Consider the following 16140-nt stretch of genomic DNA (forward strand, 5'->3'; position numbering starts at 1 on the left):
ACTCCCGGGCCGGGCCGCGCCCTGCCGGAACACGCACGGTCGGAACATGCTCGGCCGGACCACGCCGTGGCCGAGCGCGGCGTCCCGCAGCACGCCGTCGCGGAGCGCGCCGGGGCCGAACGCGCGGTGCCGGGCAGCGGCCCGTCGCGGGCGGCCGCGCAGGGCGGGACGGGCCGCCCCACCGGTCGGCAGCGCCACGACTCCAAGATCACCGTGTACATCTCCTCCGACGAGCTGCTCGCGCTGGAGCAGCTGCGGCTGCGGCTGCGCGCCGACCACGCGCTGCCCGTCGACCGGGGCCGGCTCGTCCGCGAGGCCGTCGCGGCGATGATCGGCGACTTCGACGCGCTCGGCGAGCACAGCACCCTCGTCCGCCGCCTGCGCGACACCTCCTGACCCGCACCCCCTGACGCCTGACCCCCTGACCCCCGCAGCGAGGGATTCGCATGGGCCAGCCCCCCGACGACCCGTCCGAGCCGCCGAAGCCGCCCGAGCCGTTCCGGCCGCCGCCGCCCATCTACGCGCCCCCGCCCTCCGACGGCCCGCCTCCTCCTCCGTTCGCGCCCCCGCCCGGCTATGGGCCCGCGCCGGGTGCTCCGCCGGCGGCCTATCCGCTGCTAGGGAGCGGCGGGCAGGCGCCGCCCGAAACGCGGTCCCGCCGCGCGCCGCTCCTGCTTCTCGCCGGCGGCGCGGCCCTCGTCGCCGTCCTCCTGATCGCCGGTGCCGTGACCTACCTCGCGACGCGCGGCGACGACGGTGGCGACGGGGACGACGGCGGGCCGGCCGCGCTGCGACAGCCCATGGTCCTCCAGCAGGTCGCCGAGGTCTCCCAGGCGCCGTGCGCGGCCGGGACGCTGCCCGAGGCGTCCGGGACGTCCTGCTACCGGCTCGCCGGGGGCGGCATGACCGTCCGCCTCGTCCGGCACATGAAGGCCGTGCCGCCGGCCGGCGGAACCACGTCGTGGGCGATCCAGATGGAACTGACCGAGGCGGACGCTCGCGCGTTCGCGGACCTGTCCGGGCAGGCGGCGCGGCAGGCGCCCGGGTCGCCGGCGAACCGGATCGCGATGGTCGTCGGCGGGCGGGTGCTGTCCGCGCCGGCGGTCACCGGCGGTCCCATCACCGGCGGCTCGGTGCAGATCTCCGGCCGCTTCACCCGCTCCGGGGCCGAGGATCTGATCGCCCGGATCACCGGGCGCCGCCCGTCCTGACGGCCGCGCGCCCCGCCGCCCGCCGGCCGCGCCGCCCGGGCGCCCGCACCCCGCCGGGCATGGGACGATGGGGCCGGTGAGCATGTGGCCGGGGAGCACCGGGCGGGCGGCGTCCTCCGCTACCGTGAGCGACGTGGACGAGACGGAGCCGGAGGGCGGCGAGGGGCAGGGCTTCCGCGTCCACCTCGACAACTTCGACGGCCCCTTCGACCTGCTGCTCGGGCTGATCTCCAAGCACAAGCTGGACATCACCGAGGTGTCCCTGCACAAGGTCACCGACGACTTCATCGCCCACATCCGCTCCCACGGCAAGGAGTGGCCCCTCGACCAGGCCAGCCACTTCCTGCTGGTCGCCGCGACCCTGCTGGACCTGAAGGCGGCGCGGCTGCTGCCGTCCGGCGAGGTCGACGACGAGGAGGACCTGGCCCTGCTGGAGGCCCGCGACCTGCTGTTCGCCCGGCTGCTGCAGTACCGGGCCTACAAGGAGGTCGCGCAGGTGCTCGCCGGACGGATGGCCGAGGCGGGCCGGCGGTTCCCGCGCCTGGTGCCGATGGAGCCGAAGTTCGCCGGCCTGTTGCCGGAGGTGCTGCTCGGCCTCGGCCCGGAGGAGTTCGCCCGGCTCGCGGCCAAGGCGCTCGCCCCGAAGGCGCCGCCCTCGGTGTCGGTCGAGCACATGTACCAGCCGAAGGCGAGCGTCAAGGAGCAGGCGGAGATCGTCGTCGAGAAGCTGCGGCGGCTCCGCAAGACCACCTTCCGGGTCCTGGCGTCCGACGCCGCCGGCACCTACGAGGTCGTCGCGCGGTTCCTGGCGCTGCTGGAGCTGTACCGGGACCGGTCCGTCACGTTCGAGCAGCTGGAGCCGCTCGGTGAGCTGCACGTCACCTGGACCGGCAGCGACGAGGGCGACGTGGCGGTCGGCGACGACTACGAGGGCTCCCGCGAGCAGGCCGCCGCCGACGCCGCCGCCGCCGACATGGACGCCGCCGACATGGACGCCGCCGACATGGACGCCGTCGACACGGACGCCGCCGACAAGGACGGGAAGGACGAGGCAGACGATGACTGACGGACCGGGCCCGGGCACGCCGGAGCACCGTCCCGCGGACGAGGAGGCGCCCGAGGCCGGGCACGCGGCCCGCCCCGAAGACGCGCCCGAAGACGCGCCCGAAGACGCGCCCGTAGACGTGTCCGAGGGCCTGCCGGGGCTGCGCGCCTCGATCGAGGCGCTCCTGCTGGTGGTCGACGAGCCGGTCGCGGAGATCACCCTGGCGCAGCTGCTGGAGCGGCCGCGCGGCGAGATCGCCGCGACCCTCCGGGAGCTGGCCGCGGAATACACCGAGCAGGGCCGGGGGTTCGACCTCAGGGAGGTCGCCGGCGGCTGGCGGTTCTACACCCGGGACGTGTGCGCCCCGGTGGTGGAGCGGTTCGTCACCGACGGCCAGCAGGCGCGGCTGACGCAGGCCGCGCTGGAGACCCTCGCCGTCGTCGCCTACCGGCAGCCGGTGAGCCGGGCGCGGGTGTCGGCGATCCGCGGCGTCAACAGCGACGGCGTGATCCGGACGCTGACCCTGCGCGGCCTGATCGAGAACGCCGGCCAGGAACCGGAGACCGGCGCGCACCTGTACCGCACCACCGGGTACTTCCTGGAGCGGCTGGGGCTGCGCGACCTCGGCGAGCTGCCGGAGCTGGCCCCCTACCTCCCCGACGACCTGCCAGAAGACATAGTTGAGGAAACGTGACAGAGACTGAGGGCGTGCGGCTGCAGAAGGTGCTGGCCGAGGCCGGGATCGGCAGCCGCCGCCACTGCGAGGAGCTGATCGGCGAGGGCCGCGTCACCGTCGACGGCAAGCGGGTGTTCCGGTTCGGCGAGCGGGTCGATCCGGAGCGCGCGGTCATCCATGTGGACGGCAAGCGCGTCGAGACCCGCGCCGAGATGCGGTACTACATGGTCAACAAGCCGCGCGGCGTGGTCAGCACGATGTCGGACGAGCGGGGCCGCAAGTCCCTGGAGGACTACGTCGAGGTGCCGGAGCGGCTGTTCCACGTCGGCCGGCTCGACACCGACACCGAGGGCCTGATCCTGCTCACCAACGACGGGGAGCTCGCCCACCGCCTCACCCACCCGAGCTACGGGGTGTTCAAGACCTACCTCGCCGAGATCCACGGGCCGATCCCGCGCGACCTCGGCAAGCGGCTGCGCGCCGGGGTGACCCTGGAGGACGGCCCCGCCAAGGCCGACAAGTTCCGGGTGTTCGACCAGGTCGGCAGGCGGGTGCTGGTGGAGATCACCCTGCACGAGGGGCGCAAGCACATCGTGCGGCGGCTGCTGAAGGAGGTCGGCTTCCCGGTGCAGCAGCTGGCCCGCATAGAGTTCGGGCCGATCAAGCTCGGCCAGCTGAAGCCGGGCGGGATGCGGGCGCTGACCGTGCCGGAGATCGGCGAGCTGTACAAGGCGGTCGGGCTGTAGCCCGGGCCGGCGATTCGGACGACACGGAGAGGGTGCGAGGTGGCGGTACGCGCGGTCCGCGGGGCGACGCAGGTGGACGCCGACGACCGGGAGGAGATCCTGGCGGCGACGGCCGAGCTGGTGAGCGAGGTCATGAGCCGCAACGGGCTGACGACCGACGATGTGATCAGCGTCCTGTTCACGGCGACGCCGGACCTGACCGCGGAGTTCCCCGCGCTGGCCGCGCGCAAGCTCGGCTTCCAGGAGGTGCCGCTGATGTGCGCCGCCGAGATCGCGGTGCCGCACGCGCTGCCGCGGGTGATCCGGCTGATGGCGCACATCGCGACGGACCGTCCGCGCTCGGAGGTCCAGCACGTCTACCTGCGCGGCGCGAAGGCGCTCAGGCTGGACATCGCGCAGTGAGCCCGGACATCGCCCGGTAAGTGGGGGCGGACGGGGCGCAGTAGGGTGACGGGCGTGAACGAGGACGTGGTGGGCCGCATCGTCGTGGTCGGGACGGGCCTGATCGGCACGTCGATCGCGCTGGCGATGCGCGAGCGGGGCGCCGAGGTGCTGCTGACGGACCGGGACGCGGCCGCCCTGGAGCTGGCCGTCGAGCTGGGCGCGGGCCGGGCGCTGCCGGACGGCGCGTCGGCGGAGCCCGCTGACCTGGCGGTGCTGGCGGTGCCGCCCGCCGCCGTCGCGGTGACGCTGCTGGACGCGCAGAAGCGTGGCCTGGCCAGGGCGTACACCGACGTGGCGAGCGTGAAGGCGCTGCCGCTGGCGCAGGCGGCGGAGCTGGGCTGCGACCTGTCGGCGTTCGTGGCGGGGCATCCCCTCGCCGGCAGCGAGCGGTCCGGGCCGGGCGCGGCGCGTCCCGACCTGTTCCTCGGCCGCCCGTGGGCGCTGTGCGCGACCCCGGAGGCGGTGCCGGAGGCGGTGGCGGCGGTGACCGCGCTGGCGAAGGCGTGCGGCGCGATGCCGGTGCAGGTCGACGCCGCCGAGCACGACCGGGCGGTGGCGCTGGTGTCGCACGGCCCGCACGTGGTGTCGGCGGCGGGCGGGGCGCCGCTGACCGGCGCCGACGACGTGGCGCTGGGCCTCGCTGGGCAGGGCGTCCGGGACGTCACCCGGATCGCGGCCAGCGACCCGCGGCTGTGGATCGGGATCCTGTCGGCGAACGCCGAGCCGGTCGCGGACGTGCTGGAAGGGGTCGCGACCGATCTCGCGGTGGCGGCGTCGCTGCTGCGCGACGGCAGTGAGGGCGCCGCGGCGCACGTCGCGGACCTGCTGCTGCGCGGGAACGCGGGCCGGTCGCGGATCCCGGGCAAGCACGGCGGCGACCCGTCGGCGTACGCGACGGTGCAGGTGGTGATCCCGGACCGGCCGGGCGAGCTCGCGATGATCTTCCAGGCGGCGGGGATCGCGGGGGTCAACATCGAGGACGTGACGATCGAGCATTCGCCGGGCCGCCCGCTGGGCGTGCTGGAGCTGGCGGTGGTGCCGGAGGCGGCCGACACGCTCGCCGCCGAGCTGCGCGCCCGCGGCTGGTCGGTCCCGGGCCGCTGACGGCCCGCCCTCCGGCCGTGCGCCCTCGGGCCGAGCCGCAGCGCGGCGGGCTCCGGCGGGCCCGCTCAACCGCGGTGTGACGCGGTGGGGGACAGCGCGCATTGATGGGCCGCGGTGGTGGGCGCGGGCCGGTAGCCTGGAGCGCTGGGCCCCGCGAGGGAGTCGCTCGCGTTCCGCCGCCCGCCCCGCCCGCCGCCCGCCCCTGCCGGCGGGCGCTTCGATGCCGACGAAAGGGAGCGATCGTGCCGCTCGTCATCGCCATGGACGGCCCCTCCGGATCGGGCAAGTCCAGCGCGTCCAAGGGCGTCGCCCGCGCGCTCGGCCTGCGCTACCTCGACACCGGCGCGATGTACCGCGCGATGACGTGGTGGATGCTGCGCAACGGCGTCCCGGTGGAGGACGCGGGGGCGGTCGCGGCCCGCGTCGGCGACCCGGTGATCGAGTCGGGCACCGACCCGGACGCGCCCACGATCACGGTGGACGGGCAGGACGTCTCCGAGCCGATCCGCACCCGCGAGGTGACCAACGCGGTCAGCGCGGTCAGCGCCGTCCCCGCCGTCCGGAAGCGGCTGGTGGAGCTGCAGCGTGAGATCATGGCGGCCGGGGGCATCGTGGTGGAGGGACGCGACATCGGCACGGTCGTCGCCCCGGAGGCGCCGGTCAAGGTGTACCTCACCGCCAGCGAGGAGGTGCGGGCGGCCCGCCGCGCGAAGGACCTGGCGGCCGACCCTGGAGCGTCGGTGACCGTCACGCAGGCGGAGCAGGCGCGCCGCGACCGGCTGGACTCCACCCGGAAGGCGTCGCCGCTGGCGAAGGCGGCCGACGCGCAGGAGATCGACTCGACGGAGCTGGGCCTCGCCGAGGTCATCGAGGCGGTCGTCCGCCTCGCCAAAGAGCATGAGTGAGCGGGCGGCCTGGCGGCCCCTGTGGGGATATGGACTGTGAGCGAATACGAGATCGAGACCGTGGACGTCGCCGAGGACGTGGCCGCCGACGCGCCGCCCGCGCCGGTGGTCGCGGTGGTCGGCCGGCCCAACGTCGGCAAGTCGACGCTGGTCAACCGCATCCTGGGGCGCCGTGAGGCGGTCGTGGAGGACGTGCCGGGGGTGACCCGGGACCGGGTCGCCTACGACGCGACCTGGAGCGGGCGGCGGTTCACCGTGGTCGACACCGGCGGCTGGCTGCCGGACGCGGCCGGGCTGGCGGCGGCGATCGCCGAGCAGGCCCGGCTGGCGGTGGAGCTGGCCGACGTGGTGATGTTCGTGGTGGACGCGACGGTGGGCGCCACGGACGTGGACGAGGCCGTGGTGGAGATCCTGCGCCGGTCCGGCAAGCCGGTGGTGCTGGTGGCGAACAAGGTCGACGACCAGGGCGCCGAGGCGGACGCGGCGATGCTGTGGTCGCTGGGCATCGGCGAGCCGCATCCGGTGTCGGCGCTGCACGGCCGCGGCAGCGGCGACCTGCTGGACGCGGTGCTGGAGGCCCTGCCGGAGGAGGCGCCGCGCGAGACGTTCGGCGCGGAGGGCGGGCCGCGCCGGATCGCGCTGCTGGGCCGCCCGAACGTCGGCAAGTCCAGCCTGCTGAACAAGCTGGCGGGGGAGACCCGGGCCGTGGTGGACGCGGTGGCCGGCACGACCCGCGACCCGGTCGACGAGCTGATCGAGCTGGGCGACCGGACGTTCCGGTTCATCGACACGGCGGGGATCCGGCGGCGGCACCGGGAGAACCAGGGCGCCGACTTCTACGCGACGCTGCGCACCCAGTCGGCGCTGGAGCGCGCCGAGGTCGCGGTGGTGCTGGTGGACGCGGACGAGCCGCTCGCCGAGCAGGACCTGCGGATCGTCTCGATGGTGATCGACTCGGGCCGGGCGCTGGTCATCGCCTACAACAAGTGGGACCTGCTGGACGAGGAGCGCCGCCACTACCTGGAGCGCGAGATCGACCGGCAGCTGCACAACGCGCGGTGGGCGCCGCGGGTGAACATCTCCGCCAAGACGGGCCGGCACATGGACCGGTTCGTCCCGGCGATCGACACGGCCCTGGACGGCTGGGGCACCCGCGTCCCGACGTCGAAGCTGAACCAGTTCTTCGCCGACCTGGTGAACTCCCACCCGCACCCGGTGCGCGGCGGCAAGCAGCCGCGCGTGCTGTTCGCGACGCAGGCGGGGGTGCGGCCGCCCCGGTTCGTGCTGTTCACCTCGGGGTTCCTCGAGGAGGGGTACCGGCGGTTCATCGAGCGCCGGCTGCGCGAGGAGTTCGGGTTCGAGGGGACGCCGCTGGACATCGCGATGAAGATCCGCGAGAAGCGCGGCAAGGCCCGCAAATAGCCGGAAAATCCGGTCAGCGGCCCGCCGGGATCTTTCCCCGGCGGGCCGCGGCATGCCAGGATGCTCCTACGGGACCCGGGTAAGTCTTCCATTACTCGTTGATCCTGCAACGAATGGGTGTTCTAGTCTGGGTGGACGGTTCTCCCGGACACCAGGGCGCGGGTCGAGGGGTGCGACGTGAAGCTCTTGCTGCTCATCTCCGTGGCGGTCGCCTGCGTGGCGGCCAGCTTCGTCTGGCGCGAGCCGTGGATCGGCGGCGTCGGCCTGGTGATCGCGTTCGTCGCGATGTTCACCGACCGCGACGACGTGAAGCTGGACGACGAGAAGGGCAGCTACGAGACCACCAAGTCCGTCCGGAACATGCGCCACAAGAACCGCTGACGCCGTCCCGGACGGCCCTGATGGTCCTGCCTCGGTCCGTCCTGCAGGGCCGGGGGTTTACCGCTCGAGCCCGCCCTGCTCTCCGGCCACCCGCTGGTCGCCCGGAGGGCGCGGCTGCGGCGGCTGCGGTGAACCGGGCTGCCCAGGCCGGCCGGGCTCCGCGCCTTCGCGCGAGTACCGGCCGAACACCAGCGGCTGCGTGGTGCCGGATTCCTCGTGCCCCGGCTCGTCCGGCGGGGCCGCCTCGCGGACCCCCACCACGGCGAACCGGCCGAGGGCGAGCGCGGCGAAGAACACGATGACGACGCCGAGCCCGGCGAACCCGGACAGCTGCTCGGCGAGGTGCCGGCCGTTCCCGGTGCCGAGCGGCGCGCCGACGCCGGACATGTCCCACAGCGTGGCGAGCGGCCCGCCCACCACGAACCAGGCGCCGCCGAGGACGCCCAGCCACGCGCCGAAGATCGCGAACGCGCGGTGCGCGCTGAACAGCACGATCAGCCCGCCCAGCACCGTGGCCGCCGCGGGCGCGATGCTGAGCTCCAGCCGGTCGGTGTTGTAGACCCAGGTGTCGTCGGGGGCGAACCCGAAATCGAAGTAAGGGCCGGCGAAGGGGAGCAGGCCGCCCCACAAGCCCAGCAGCACCAGCAGGATCCCGCTGATCCCGCCGCGGCTGCGCGGTACGCGCATGGTCCCAGTCATGATCATTCCTCCTGACCGGGCTATGTGATTCTGTTTTGTCCCCCTTTACCCCCGGCGCACGCGCCCACACCGCCGTTTCAGGCCACGGTGCGGGCCTGCTGCTCGGGGTGCGCGGCGTCGATGTGCCAGCTGATCACGCGCGCCGGGCGGACCCGGATCAGGTCGTCGCTGAAGAACCCCTCGCCGATGTGCATCCGGCCCTTGACCGGCTCGGCCGTCCCGCGGATCTCCACACCGCGCCCCCACCCGGGCCGCACCGCGTCCGGGTCGTCGGCGGGGGCCAGGTCGTCGACGAGGAACGCCACCTGCGGGCTCTCGAGGACGTTGCGGTATTTGCGGCTGGCGGCGTTGGCGGGGCCGCCGATGTCGATCGTCCCGTCGTCGTTCAGCCGGAACCCGACCGGCCGCGTCTGCGGCCCGCCGTCCGGGCCGATCGTGGACAGCCGGCCGAGCCCCTGCCCGGACAGGTAGGCGCGCTCGGCCGGGGTGAACGGGTCGGTCATCATCGGTCTCCCATCGCTGCACTGGTGCGTTCGGGACCGACGCTAGGACCTCAACCGCGATTCAGGTCAACCGGCGTGTCGCGGCCCGGGTCGGCGAGCCTCCCGGCGACCGCGTCGCGGACGAAGGTGCCGAGGGAGGCGATCGCCGCGCGGGACTCGGGCAGGTACGGGCCGAACATCTGGAAGACGTGGATCTGCCGGTCCCACACCTGCAGCGTCGTGGGCACGCCGGCCTCGGCGAGCCGCCGCGCCATCATCTCGGAGTCGCAGTACAGCAGCTCGGTGGACCCGGCCGTCAGCAGGACGGGCGGCAGCCCGGCCAGGTCGGCGCGGACGGGCGAGACCGCCGGGTCCTTGAGGTCGAGGTGGCCGAGGAAGGCCTCCACCAGGTTCTCCAGCAGCACGCCCGGGTCGGCCGGGTCGAGGCCCATGTTGGCGTGGGCGAGCTTGCCCTCCAGGTCCATGTCGAGCATGGGCGACAGGGCGGCCAGCGCGGCCGGCATCGGCAGGCCCTCGTCGCGGGCGCGCAGCGCGGTGGCGAAGGTGAGGTGCCCGCCCGCCGAGTCGCCCATGATCACGATGTTCGCGGGGTCGGTGCCGCGCTCGTCCAGCAGCCACCGGTAGGCGGCGAGGCAGTCCTCGACCTCCCGCTCGAACGGGACGGCGGGGATCATCCGGTAGTCGACCGACAGCGCGGGGACCCGCGCGGCGGAGCTGAACGAGGCGATCATCCGGCGGTGGGTGTTGAGGCCGCAGCAGACCCAGCCGCCGCCGTGCAGGTAGAGGATCACCTTGTCGCGGGACGCGGACGCGCCGGGCCCGCGCACCCATTCCGCGCCGAACCCGTCGAAGCGGACCTTCTCGATGCGGATGCTCCGCGGCGTCGGGGCGCGCCCGGCGAGCCTGTCGAGGGCCGCGGCGCGCCGCAGCGCCCGGTCGTCGAAGGGGAGCGCGGCGGCCTTGGCCAGCCGGGGGCGCAGGAGCCGGCGGATTCCCGCGGAGACGGCTCGGGACCGCAGGCTCGCGGTCCCATGGCGTTCGATGACCAGGGTCGTCGGGCGTGGCTGCGGCACCGGGTCCTCCTCGCGACGGGGGCGTAAGTAGATGGTGACATCCGGGCGCCGTCGGCGCTAAGCCGGGGCCGGAAGAGCTGAGACTGTGGCAACTGCCAGAGATATCGGCCTTCGCAGCTCGCAAACTCTGGCCATATGCACAGATGCGGGTCGAATCTGCGAGGGCTACGATCATCCCTCGTGACGACGTTCAGGATCAGTGAGGCGGCCGCGCTGCTCGGTGTCAGCGCCGACACCGTCCGGCGCTGGGTGGACGGCGGGCGCCTGCCGGCCGAGCGCGACGAGCACGGGCACCGGCGGGTGCCGGGCGCCGAGCTGGCCGCCTTCGTGCGCGACCAGGCGCGCGGCGGCGCGGCCCCCGAGCACGCCGAGCGGTTCTCCTCGGCGCGCAACCGGCTGCGCGGGATCGTCACCGACGTCGTCCGGGACGGCGTGATGGCCCAGGTGGAGATCCAGGCGGGGCCGTTCCGGGTGGTGTCGCTGATGAGCCGGGAGGCGGCCGACGAGCTCGGCCTGCGCGTCGGCGTGGTCGCCGAGGCCGTGGTGAAGTCCACCAACGTCGTCGTCGAGGTGTCCGAGCCGGGGTGACCCCCTTGAGGAGAGACATGTTCAAGCGCACATCGGCGGCCGTGCTCGCGGCGTCCCTGGCCCTGGCGGCGGCCGGCTGCGGCGACACCGGCGACGACACGTCCTCGGGCGGCGGCTCCAAGACCCTGACCGTGTTCGCGGCGGCCTCGCTCACCGAGACGTTCACCGCGCTCGGCAAGACCTTCGAGGCCGCGCACCCGGGCGTGAAGGTCCGGTTCAACTTCGGGGGCAGCGACGGCCTCGCGCAGGGCATCACGCAAGGCGCCCCCGCGGACGTGTTCGCCTCCGCCAGCCCGGCCACGATGAAGACCGTCACCGACGCCGGGGACGCCGACGGCACCCCGCAGGTGTTCACCCGCAACCGGCTCGTCATCGCCGTCCCGCCGAAGGACCCCGGCAAGGTCGCCAAGCTGCCGGACCTGGCGCGCTCTGGGCTCAAGGTCGTGCTGTGCGCGCCGGCGGTCCCGTGCGGGGCGGCGGCGAAGAAGGCGCTCGCGGCGGCGAACGTCAAGGTGAAGCCCGCGTCCGAGGAGAGCGACGTCAAGGCCGTGCTCACCAAGGTCAGCCTCGACGAGGCCGACGCGGGGCTCGTCTACCGCACCGACGCCAGGGCCGCCGGCGCCAAGGTGAAGGCCATCGAGTTCCCCGAGTCGGCCAAGGCGGTCAACGACTACCCGATCGTCGAGGTGAAGAAGGCGCCGCAGGACGCGCTCGCCGAGCAGTTCATCCAACTCGTCCTCGGGGCGCAGGGCCGGGCCGCGCTCACCGCGGCGGGCTTCGAGGCGCCGTGAGCCATTCCGGCCGGCCGCCCTGGTTCCTGCTGCTGCCCGCGCTGGCCGGGCTGGCGTTCCTCGTGCTGCCGCTGGCCGGGCTGCTCGCCCGCGCCCCGTGGTCCACCCTCGGCACCCGGCTCGGCCAGGGCCAGGTGCTCGAGGCGCTGCGGCTGTCGCTGGTGACCGCCACGATCAGCACCGGCGTGTGCCTGCTGCTCGGCGTGCCGCTGGCCTGGGTGCTGGCGCGGGCGTCCTTCCCCGGCCTGCGGCTCGTCCGGGCGCTGGTCACCGTGCCGCTGGTGCTGCCGCCGGTCGTCGGCGGCGTGGCGCTGCTGCTGGCGCTCGGCCGCCGCGGGCTGGTCGGCGCGTGGCTGGACTCCGCGTTCGGGATCACGCTGCCGTTCACCGCCGCCGGGGTGGTGCTCGCCGAGACGTTCGTCGCGATGCCGTTCCTGGTGATCAGTGTGGAGGGCGCGCTGCGCGCCGCCGACCTGCGCTACGAGGAGGCCGCCGCCACCCTCGGCGCCGGCCGCTGGACGATCTTCCGCCGCGTCACGCTGCCGCTGGTGGCGCCCGGCGTCGCGGCCGGCGCGGTGCTGTGCTGGGCGCGGGCCCTCGGCGAGTTCGGTGCGACGATCACCTTCGCGGGAAACTTCCCCGGCCGGACCCAGACGATGCCGCTCGCGGTCTACCTCGCGTTGCAGAACGACCCGCAGGCCGCGATCGTGCTGAGCCTGGTGCTGCTGGCGGTGTCGGTGGCCGTGCTGGCGGCGCTCCGCGACCGCTGGGTGGAGACATGAGCCGGGGGAGACGCGAACCGGGCACGGACGTGCAGGGCCTGGACGCGCGGCTCGTCGTGCGGCGCGCCGCGTTCGATCTTGACTTGGCGCTGACCGCCGCGCCCGGCGAGGTCGTCGCGCTGCTCGGGCCGAACGGCGCGGGCAAGAGCACCGCGCTGCGCGCCCTCGCCGGACTCGTCGCGATGGCCGGCGGCCACATCCGGCTGGACGGGACGGACCTGCGCCCGCTGCCTCCCGACCGGCGCGGCGTCGGCATGGTCTTCCAGGACTACCTGCTGTTCCCGCACCTCAGCGTGCTGGAGAACGTCGCGTTCGGGCCGCGTTGCCAGGGCGCCGGACGGCCCGCCGCGCGGCGCCGCGCGGCCGGATGGCTGGACCGGGTGGGCGTCGCCGAGCACGCGTCCGCGCGCCCGCGGGCGCTGTCGGGCGGGCAGGCGCAGCGGGTGGCGCTGGCCCGCGCGCTGGCCGTCGAGCCGGGCCTGCTGCTGCTGGACGAGCCGCTCGCGGCGCTCGACGCGCACACCAAGCTGGAGATCCGGGCCGCGCTGCGCCGCCATCTCGCCGGGTTCGCGGGCGCCGCCGTGCTCGTCACCCACGACCCGCTGGACGCGATGGTCCTGGCGGACCGGATCGTGGTGGTGGAGGGCGGACGGCTGGTCCAGGAGGGCGCGCCCGCCGAGGTCGCCCGCCGGCCCCGGACCGACTACGTGGCGCGGCTGGTCGGGCTGAACCTGTACCGGGGGAAGGCCGAAGGGGGCACCGTAGTCATCGGCGGCACCGAAGGCGAGTACGCACTGGACACAGTCGACTCGCCCGAGGGTGAGGTCTTCCTGGCCTTCGCGCCATCGTCGGTGGCGCTGTACCGCACTCGCCCCGACGGCAGCCCGCGCAACCTGTGGCGCACCCGTGTCACGGCCGTCGAGCGTCACGGGGACCGGGTGCGGGTCCGGTTGTCCGGGCCGCCTTTCGACGCCGTTGCGGACATCACTCCGGCCTCGGTCGCCGAGCTCCAATTGTCCGAGGGCAGCACCATATGGGCGGCCGTCAAGGCCACCGAAACCCACGTTTACCCAGCTTGAGCGGCTTCAAGCGGCGAGGTGGCCGGGCGGCGCCCGTGACGCCCGTGCTCCAGTGATATCAATCACAAAAGGGCGCGGGAAGGCCCGGAAGCCGCCGGGATTGGTCCAGACCAAATGGCAAAAACGTCGGGTCTTGTTCATCATGCAAACATCCTGCGAACAGCTGAAGGAGTTGCCCGTGTCCAACCAGGTCCCCGGCCTCGACCAGGCCCCTACCGGCCACACCGAACTAGTTGAGTGGGTACGCGGGATCGCCGAGCTGACCGGGCCCGACCGCGTCGAGTGGTGCGACGGCTCGGACGAGGAGTGGGAGCGCCTGACCGGCCTCCTCGTCGAGCAGGGCACGCTGACGCGCCTCGACCCGGCCAAACGGCCCAACAGCTTCCACGCCGCGTCCGACCCGACCGACGTGGCCCGCGTCGAGGACCGGACGTTCATCTGCTCCGAGAAGGAGGAGGACGCGGGCCCGACCAACAACTGGGTCGCGCCCGGCGAGATGAAGCAGACCCTCAACGGGCTCTTCGACGGCTGCATGAAGGGCCGCACCATGTACGTGGTGCCCTTCTGCATGGGCCCGCTCGGCGGCACGATCTCCCAGCTCGGCGTCGAGATCACCGACTCCGCCTACGTCGCGGTCTCGATGAAGATCATGACGCGGATGGGCACGGGCGCCCTGCGGCTGATCGAGGAGCGCGGCTCCTACGTCAAGGCCGTCCACTCGGTGGGCGCGCCGCTGGAGCCGGGGCAGGCCGACGTCACGTGGCCGTGCAACTCCACCAAGTACATCACCCACTTCCCCGAGACCCGGGAGATCTGGTCCTACGGGTCCGGCTACGGCGGCAACGCCCTACTGGGCAAGAAGTGCTACGCGCTGCGCATCGCCTCGACGATGGCCCGCGACGAGGGCTGGATGGCCGAGCACATGCTCGTCCTGAAGCTGACCCCGCCGGCCGGTGAGACCCGCTACGTCGCCGCCGCGTTCCCGTCTGCGTGCGGCAAGACCAACCTCGCCATGCTGGAGCCGACCATCCCGGGCTGGAAGGTCGAGACCATCGGCGACGACATCGCCTGGATGCGGTTCGGCGACGACGGCCGCCTCTACGCGATCAACCCCGAGGCCGGCTTCTTCGGCGTCGCGCCCGGCACCGGCGAGAGCACCAACGCCAACGCGGTCAGGACGCTGTGGGGCAACAGCATCTTCACCAACGTCGCGCTCACCGACGACGGCGACGTGTGGTGGGAGGGCCTCACCGACGAGCCGCCCGCGCACCTGACCGACTGGAAGGGCAACGACTGGACGCCCGCGTCCGACACGCCCGCCGCGCACCCGAACGCCCGCTTCACCACCCCGGCCGGGCAGTGCCCGATCGCCGCGGACGAGTGGGAGGACCCCAAGGGCGTGCCGATCTCGGCGATCCTGTTCGGCGGCCGCCGCGCGTCCGCGGTCCCGCTGGTCACCGAGTCCTTCGACTGGCAGCAGGGCGTCTTCCTCGGCGCCAACATCGCCTCGGAGAAGACCGCCGCCGCCGAGGGCACCGTCGGCGAGCTGCGCCGCGACCCGTTCGCCATGCTGCCGTTCTGCGGCTACAACATGGGCGACTACTTCGGCCACTGGCTGGAGATCGGCAAGGCCACCGACGCCGAGAAGCTGCCGCGCATCTACTACGTCAACTGGTTCCGCAAGAACGCCGACGGCAGGTTCATCTGGCCCGGCTTCGGCGAGAACAGCCGGGTGCTGAAGTGGATCGTCGAGCGGCTGAACGGCAAGGCCGACGCCGCCAAGTCCCCGATCGGGCACCTGCCGACCAGGGAGGCGCTCGACACCGAGGGCCTCGACCTCGACGACGCCGACCTGGAGACACTGCTGTCGGTCGACACCGAGGTGTGGAAGCAGGAGGCCGCCCTCGTGCCGGAGTTCTTCGAGAAGTTCGGTGACCACACGCCGAAGGCACTGTGGGACGAGTACCACGACCTGGTGCGCCGCCTGGAGGCCTGACCCTCCGGCGCCCGTCCCGCCGGCCGCGCCGGGACGGGCTCGAACCTCCCCCGCCCGCGCCCGCTCGCCTGAGATCCTTCGGCGAGCGGGCGCGGGCCCTTTCGAGGAGGCGGGAGCGGAACATGTGGCATGACCTGTTCGGGATGGGCGTCCCGGTGGCCGACAAGGTGACCCGGTCGGTCGCGGTCTTCCTGGTGGTCGTCGTGTTGCTGCGGGTGGCCGGGAAACGCGAGCTGGCCCAGCTCAACGGCTTCGACTTCGTGGTCATGCTGCTGCTGTCCAACGTCGTGCAGAACGCGGTCATCGGCCCGGACGACTCGCTGACCGGGGGAGTGCTCGGCGCCGTGGTGCTGCTGGCGCTGAACGCGGCGCTGGTGCGCGCGGCGCTGTTCCTGCCGTGGCTGTCCGGGCTGGTGCACGGCCGGGCTAGCGTCCTGGCGCAGGACGGCGCGTACCGGCGGCGGACGCTGCTGCGGCTCGGGCTGCGTCCCGGCGACGTCGACGAGGCCGTCCAGGAGCAGGGCGGCGACGACGTCGCCGACACCCGGCTGGTCACCCTGGAGCCGGGCGGCGCGGTCGTGGTCCGGCTCCGGGAGGAGGAGCAGTCCGCGACGGCCGCCGACGTCGCCGACCTGCGCGCGCGGCTGGAGCGCATCGAACGGCACCTGGAGCGGCTCGCCGCCCAGCGCTGACCG

The 16140-nt window shown here is 73.7% G+C and carries 19 protein-coding genes; 16 read left to right on the forward strand and 3 right to left on the reverse strand.

The features are described from left to right. Window positions 1-66 precede the first annotated feature (66 nt). The 10 genes from ABD296_RS22630 to ABD296_RS22675 all read left to right on the forward strand — a co-directional run bounded on the left by ABD296_RS22630 (window position 67) and on the right by ABD296_RS22675 (window position 7934). Window positions 67-396, forward strand: a complete 330-nt coding sequence (locus ABD296_RS22630) for a hypothetical protein (RefSeq protein ID WP_407061497.1) — start codon at window positions 67-69, stop codon at window positions 394-396. Between the two features lie 50 nt (window positions 397-446). Further along, window positions 447-1211 (forward strand): SecDF P1 head subdomain-containing protein, encoded by a 765-nt coding sequence (locus ABD296_RS22635; RefSeq protein WP_344270360.1) that lies wholly within the window; start codon window positions 447-449, stop codon window positions 1209-1211. An 82-nt stretch (window positions 1212-1293) separates the two neighbouring features. Continuing rightward, a complete protein-coding gene (locus tag ABD296_RS22640; protein ID WP_407061500.1) occupies window positions 1294-2277 on the forward strand; it encodes a segregation and condensation protein A in 984 nt (327 codons plus the stop codon). Beyond that, window positions 2270-2950, forward strand: coding sequence for an SMC-Scp complex subunit ScpB (gene scpB, locus ABD296_RS22645; protein WP_344270364.1), 681 nt, complete (start codon window positions 2270-2272; stop codon window positions 2948-2950). The genes ABD296_RS22640 and scpB overlap by 8 nt, the downstream gene beginning before the upstream one ends. After that, window positions 2947-3678 carry a pseudouridine synthase gene (locus ABD296_RS22650; protein ID WP_344270367.1) on the forward strand — a complete coding sequence of 244 codons (732 nt, stop codon included), beginning with the start codon at window positions 2947-2949 and terminating at the stop codon, window positions 3676-3678. Before scpB ends, ABD296_RS22650 begins: the two co-directional genes overlap by 4 nt. Before the next feature lie 39 nt (window positions 3679-3717). Then, entirely contained in the window at window positions 3718-4080 is a 363-nt protein-coding gene (gene aroH, locus ABD296_RS22655) for a chorismate mutase (protein WP_344270370.1), read from the forward strand. Window positions 4081-4125: 45 nt separating this feature from the next. Continuing rightward, window positions 4126-5226 carry a prephenate dehydrogenase gene (locus ABD296_RS22660; protein WP_407061498.1) on the forward strand — a complete coding sequence of 367 codons (1101 nt, stop codon included), beginning with the start codon at window positions 4126-4128 and terminating at the stop codon, window positions 5224-5226. Window positions 5227-5468: 242 nt separating this feature from the next. Beyond that, the gene (gene cmk / locus ABD296_RS22665; protein ID WP_344270375.1) at window positions 5469-6131 is read left to right on the forward strand and encodes a (d)CMP kinase; all 663 of its coding nucleotides are present in this window, start codon (window positions 5469-5471) and stop codon (window positions 6129-6131) included. A 36-nt stretch (window positions 6132-6167) separates the two neighbouring features. Continuing rightward, window positions 6168-7553 (forward strand): ribosome biogenesis GTPase Der, encoded by a 1386-nt coding sequence (gene der, locus ABD296_RS22670; RefSeq protein WP_344270377.1) that lies wholly within the window; start codon window positions 6168-6170, stop codon window positions 7551-7553. 177 nt (window positions 7554-7730) lie between these two features. Further along, window positions 7731-7934 carry a hypothetical protein gene (locus ABD296_RS22675; RefSeq protein WP_344270378.1) on the forward strand — a complete coding sequence of 68 codons (204 nt, stop codon included), beginning with the start codon at window positions 7731-7733 and terminating at the stop codon, window positions 7932-7934. 57 nt (window positions 7935-7991) lie between these two features. On the opposite strand, the gene ABD296_RS22680 is transcribed toward ABD296_RS22675, so the two are convergent. From ABD296_RS22680 to ABD296_RS22690, 3 genes are all read right to left on the reverse strand, one after another. After that, window positions 7992-8633, reverse strand: a complete 642-nt coding sequence (locus ABD296_RS22680; protein WP_344270380.1) for a hypothetical protein — start codon at window positions 8631-8633, stop codon at window positions 7992-7994. Between the two features lie 77 nt (window positions 8634-8710). After that, entirely contained in the window at window positions 8711-9139 is a 429-nt protein-coding gene (locus ABD296_RS22685) for a PPOX class F420-dependent oxidoreductase (protein ID WP_344270382.1), read from the reverse strand. A gap of 47 nt (window positions 9140-9186) precedes the next feature. Beyond that, window positions 9187-10209, reverse strand: a complete 1023-nt coding sequence (locus ABD296_RS22690; RefSeq protein ID WP_344270384.1) for an alpha/beta hydrolase — start codon at window positions 10207-10209, stop codon at window positions 9187-9189. Window positions 10210-10389: 180 nt separating this feature from the next. Between ABD296_RS22690 and ABD296_RS22695 the strand changes: the two genes are divergently transcribed. The 6 genes from ABD296_RS22695 to ABD296_RS22720 all read left to right on the forward strand — a co-directional run bounded on the left by ABD296_RS22695 (window position 10390) and on the right by ABD296_RS22720 (window position 16137). Next, window positions 10390-10797 (forward strand): TOBE domain-containing protein, encoded by a 408-nt coding sequence (locus tag ABD296_RS22695; RefSeq protein ID WP_344270385.1) that lies wholly within the window; start codon window positions 10390-10392, stop codon window positions 10795-10797. A gap of 17 nt (window positions 10798-10814) precedes the next feature. After that, window positions 10815-11588, forward strand: a complete 774-nt coding sequence (modA, locus tag ABD296_RS22700; protein ID WP_344270388.1) for a molybdate ABC transporter substrate-binding protein — start codon at window positions 10815-10817, stop codon at window positions 11586-11588. Continuing rightward, window positions 11585-12370 carry an ABC transporter permease gene (locus tag ABD296_RS22705; RefSeq protein ID WP_344270391.1) on the forward strand — a complete coding sequence of 262 codons (786 nt, stop codon included), beginning with the start codon at window positions 11585-11587 and terminating at the stop codon, window positions 12368-12370. Before modA ends, ABD296_RS22705 begins: the two co-directional genes overlap by 4 nt. Beyond that, window positions 12367-13449 (forward strand): ABC transporter ATP-binding protein, encoded by a 1083-nt coding sequence (locus tag ABD296_RS22710; RefSeq protein ID WP_344270394.1) that lies wholly within the window; start codon window positions 12367-12369, stop codon window positions 13447-13449. The genes ABD296_RS22705 and ABD296_RS22710 overlap by 4 nt, the downstream gene beginning before the upstream one ends. Window positions 13450-13627: 178 nt before the next feature. Beyond that, window positions 13628-15445 carry a phosphoenolpyruvate carboxykinase (GTP) gene (locus ABD296_RS22715; RefSeq protein ID WP_344270396.1) on the forward strand — a complete coding sequence of 606 codons (1818 nt, stop codon included), beginning with the start codon at window positions 13628-13630 and terminating at the stop codon, window positions 15443-15445. Between the two features lie 122 nt (window positions 15446-15567). Then, window positions 15568-16137: a DUF421 domain-containing protein gene (locus ABD296_RS22720; RefSeq protein ID WP_344270398.1), complete on the forward strand. Its 570-nt coding sequence runs from the start codon at window positions 15568-15570 to the stop codon at window positions 16135-16137. Window positions 16138-16140 lie beyond the last annotated feature (3 nt).

The organism is Actinomadura napierensis (assembly GCF_039529375.1).
Taxonomy (GTDB): Bacteria; Actinomycetota; Actinomycetes; order Streptosporangiales; family Streptosporangiaceae; genus Spirillospora; species Spirillospora napierensis.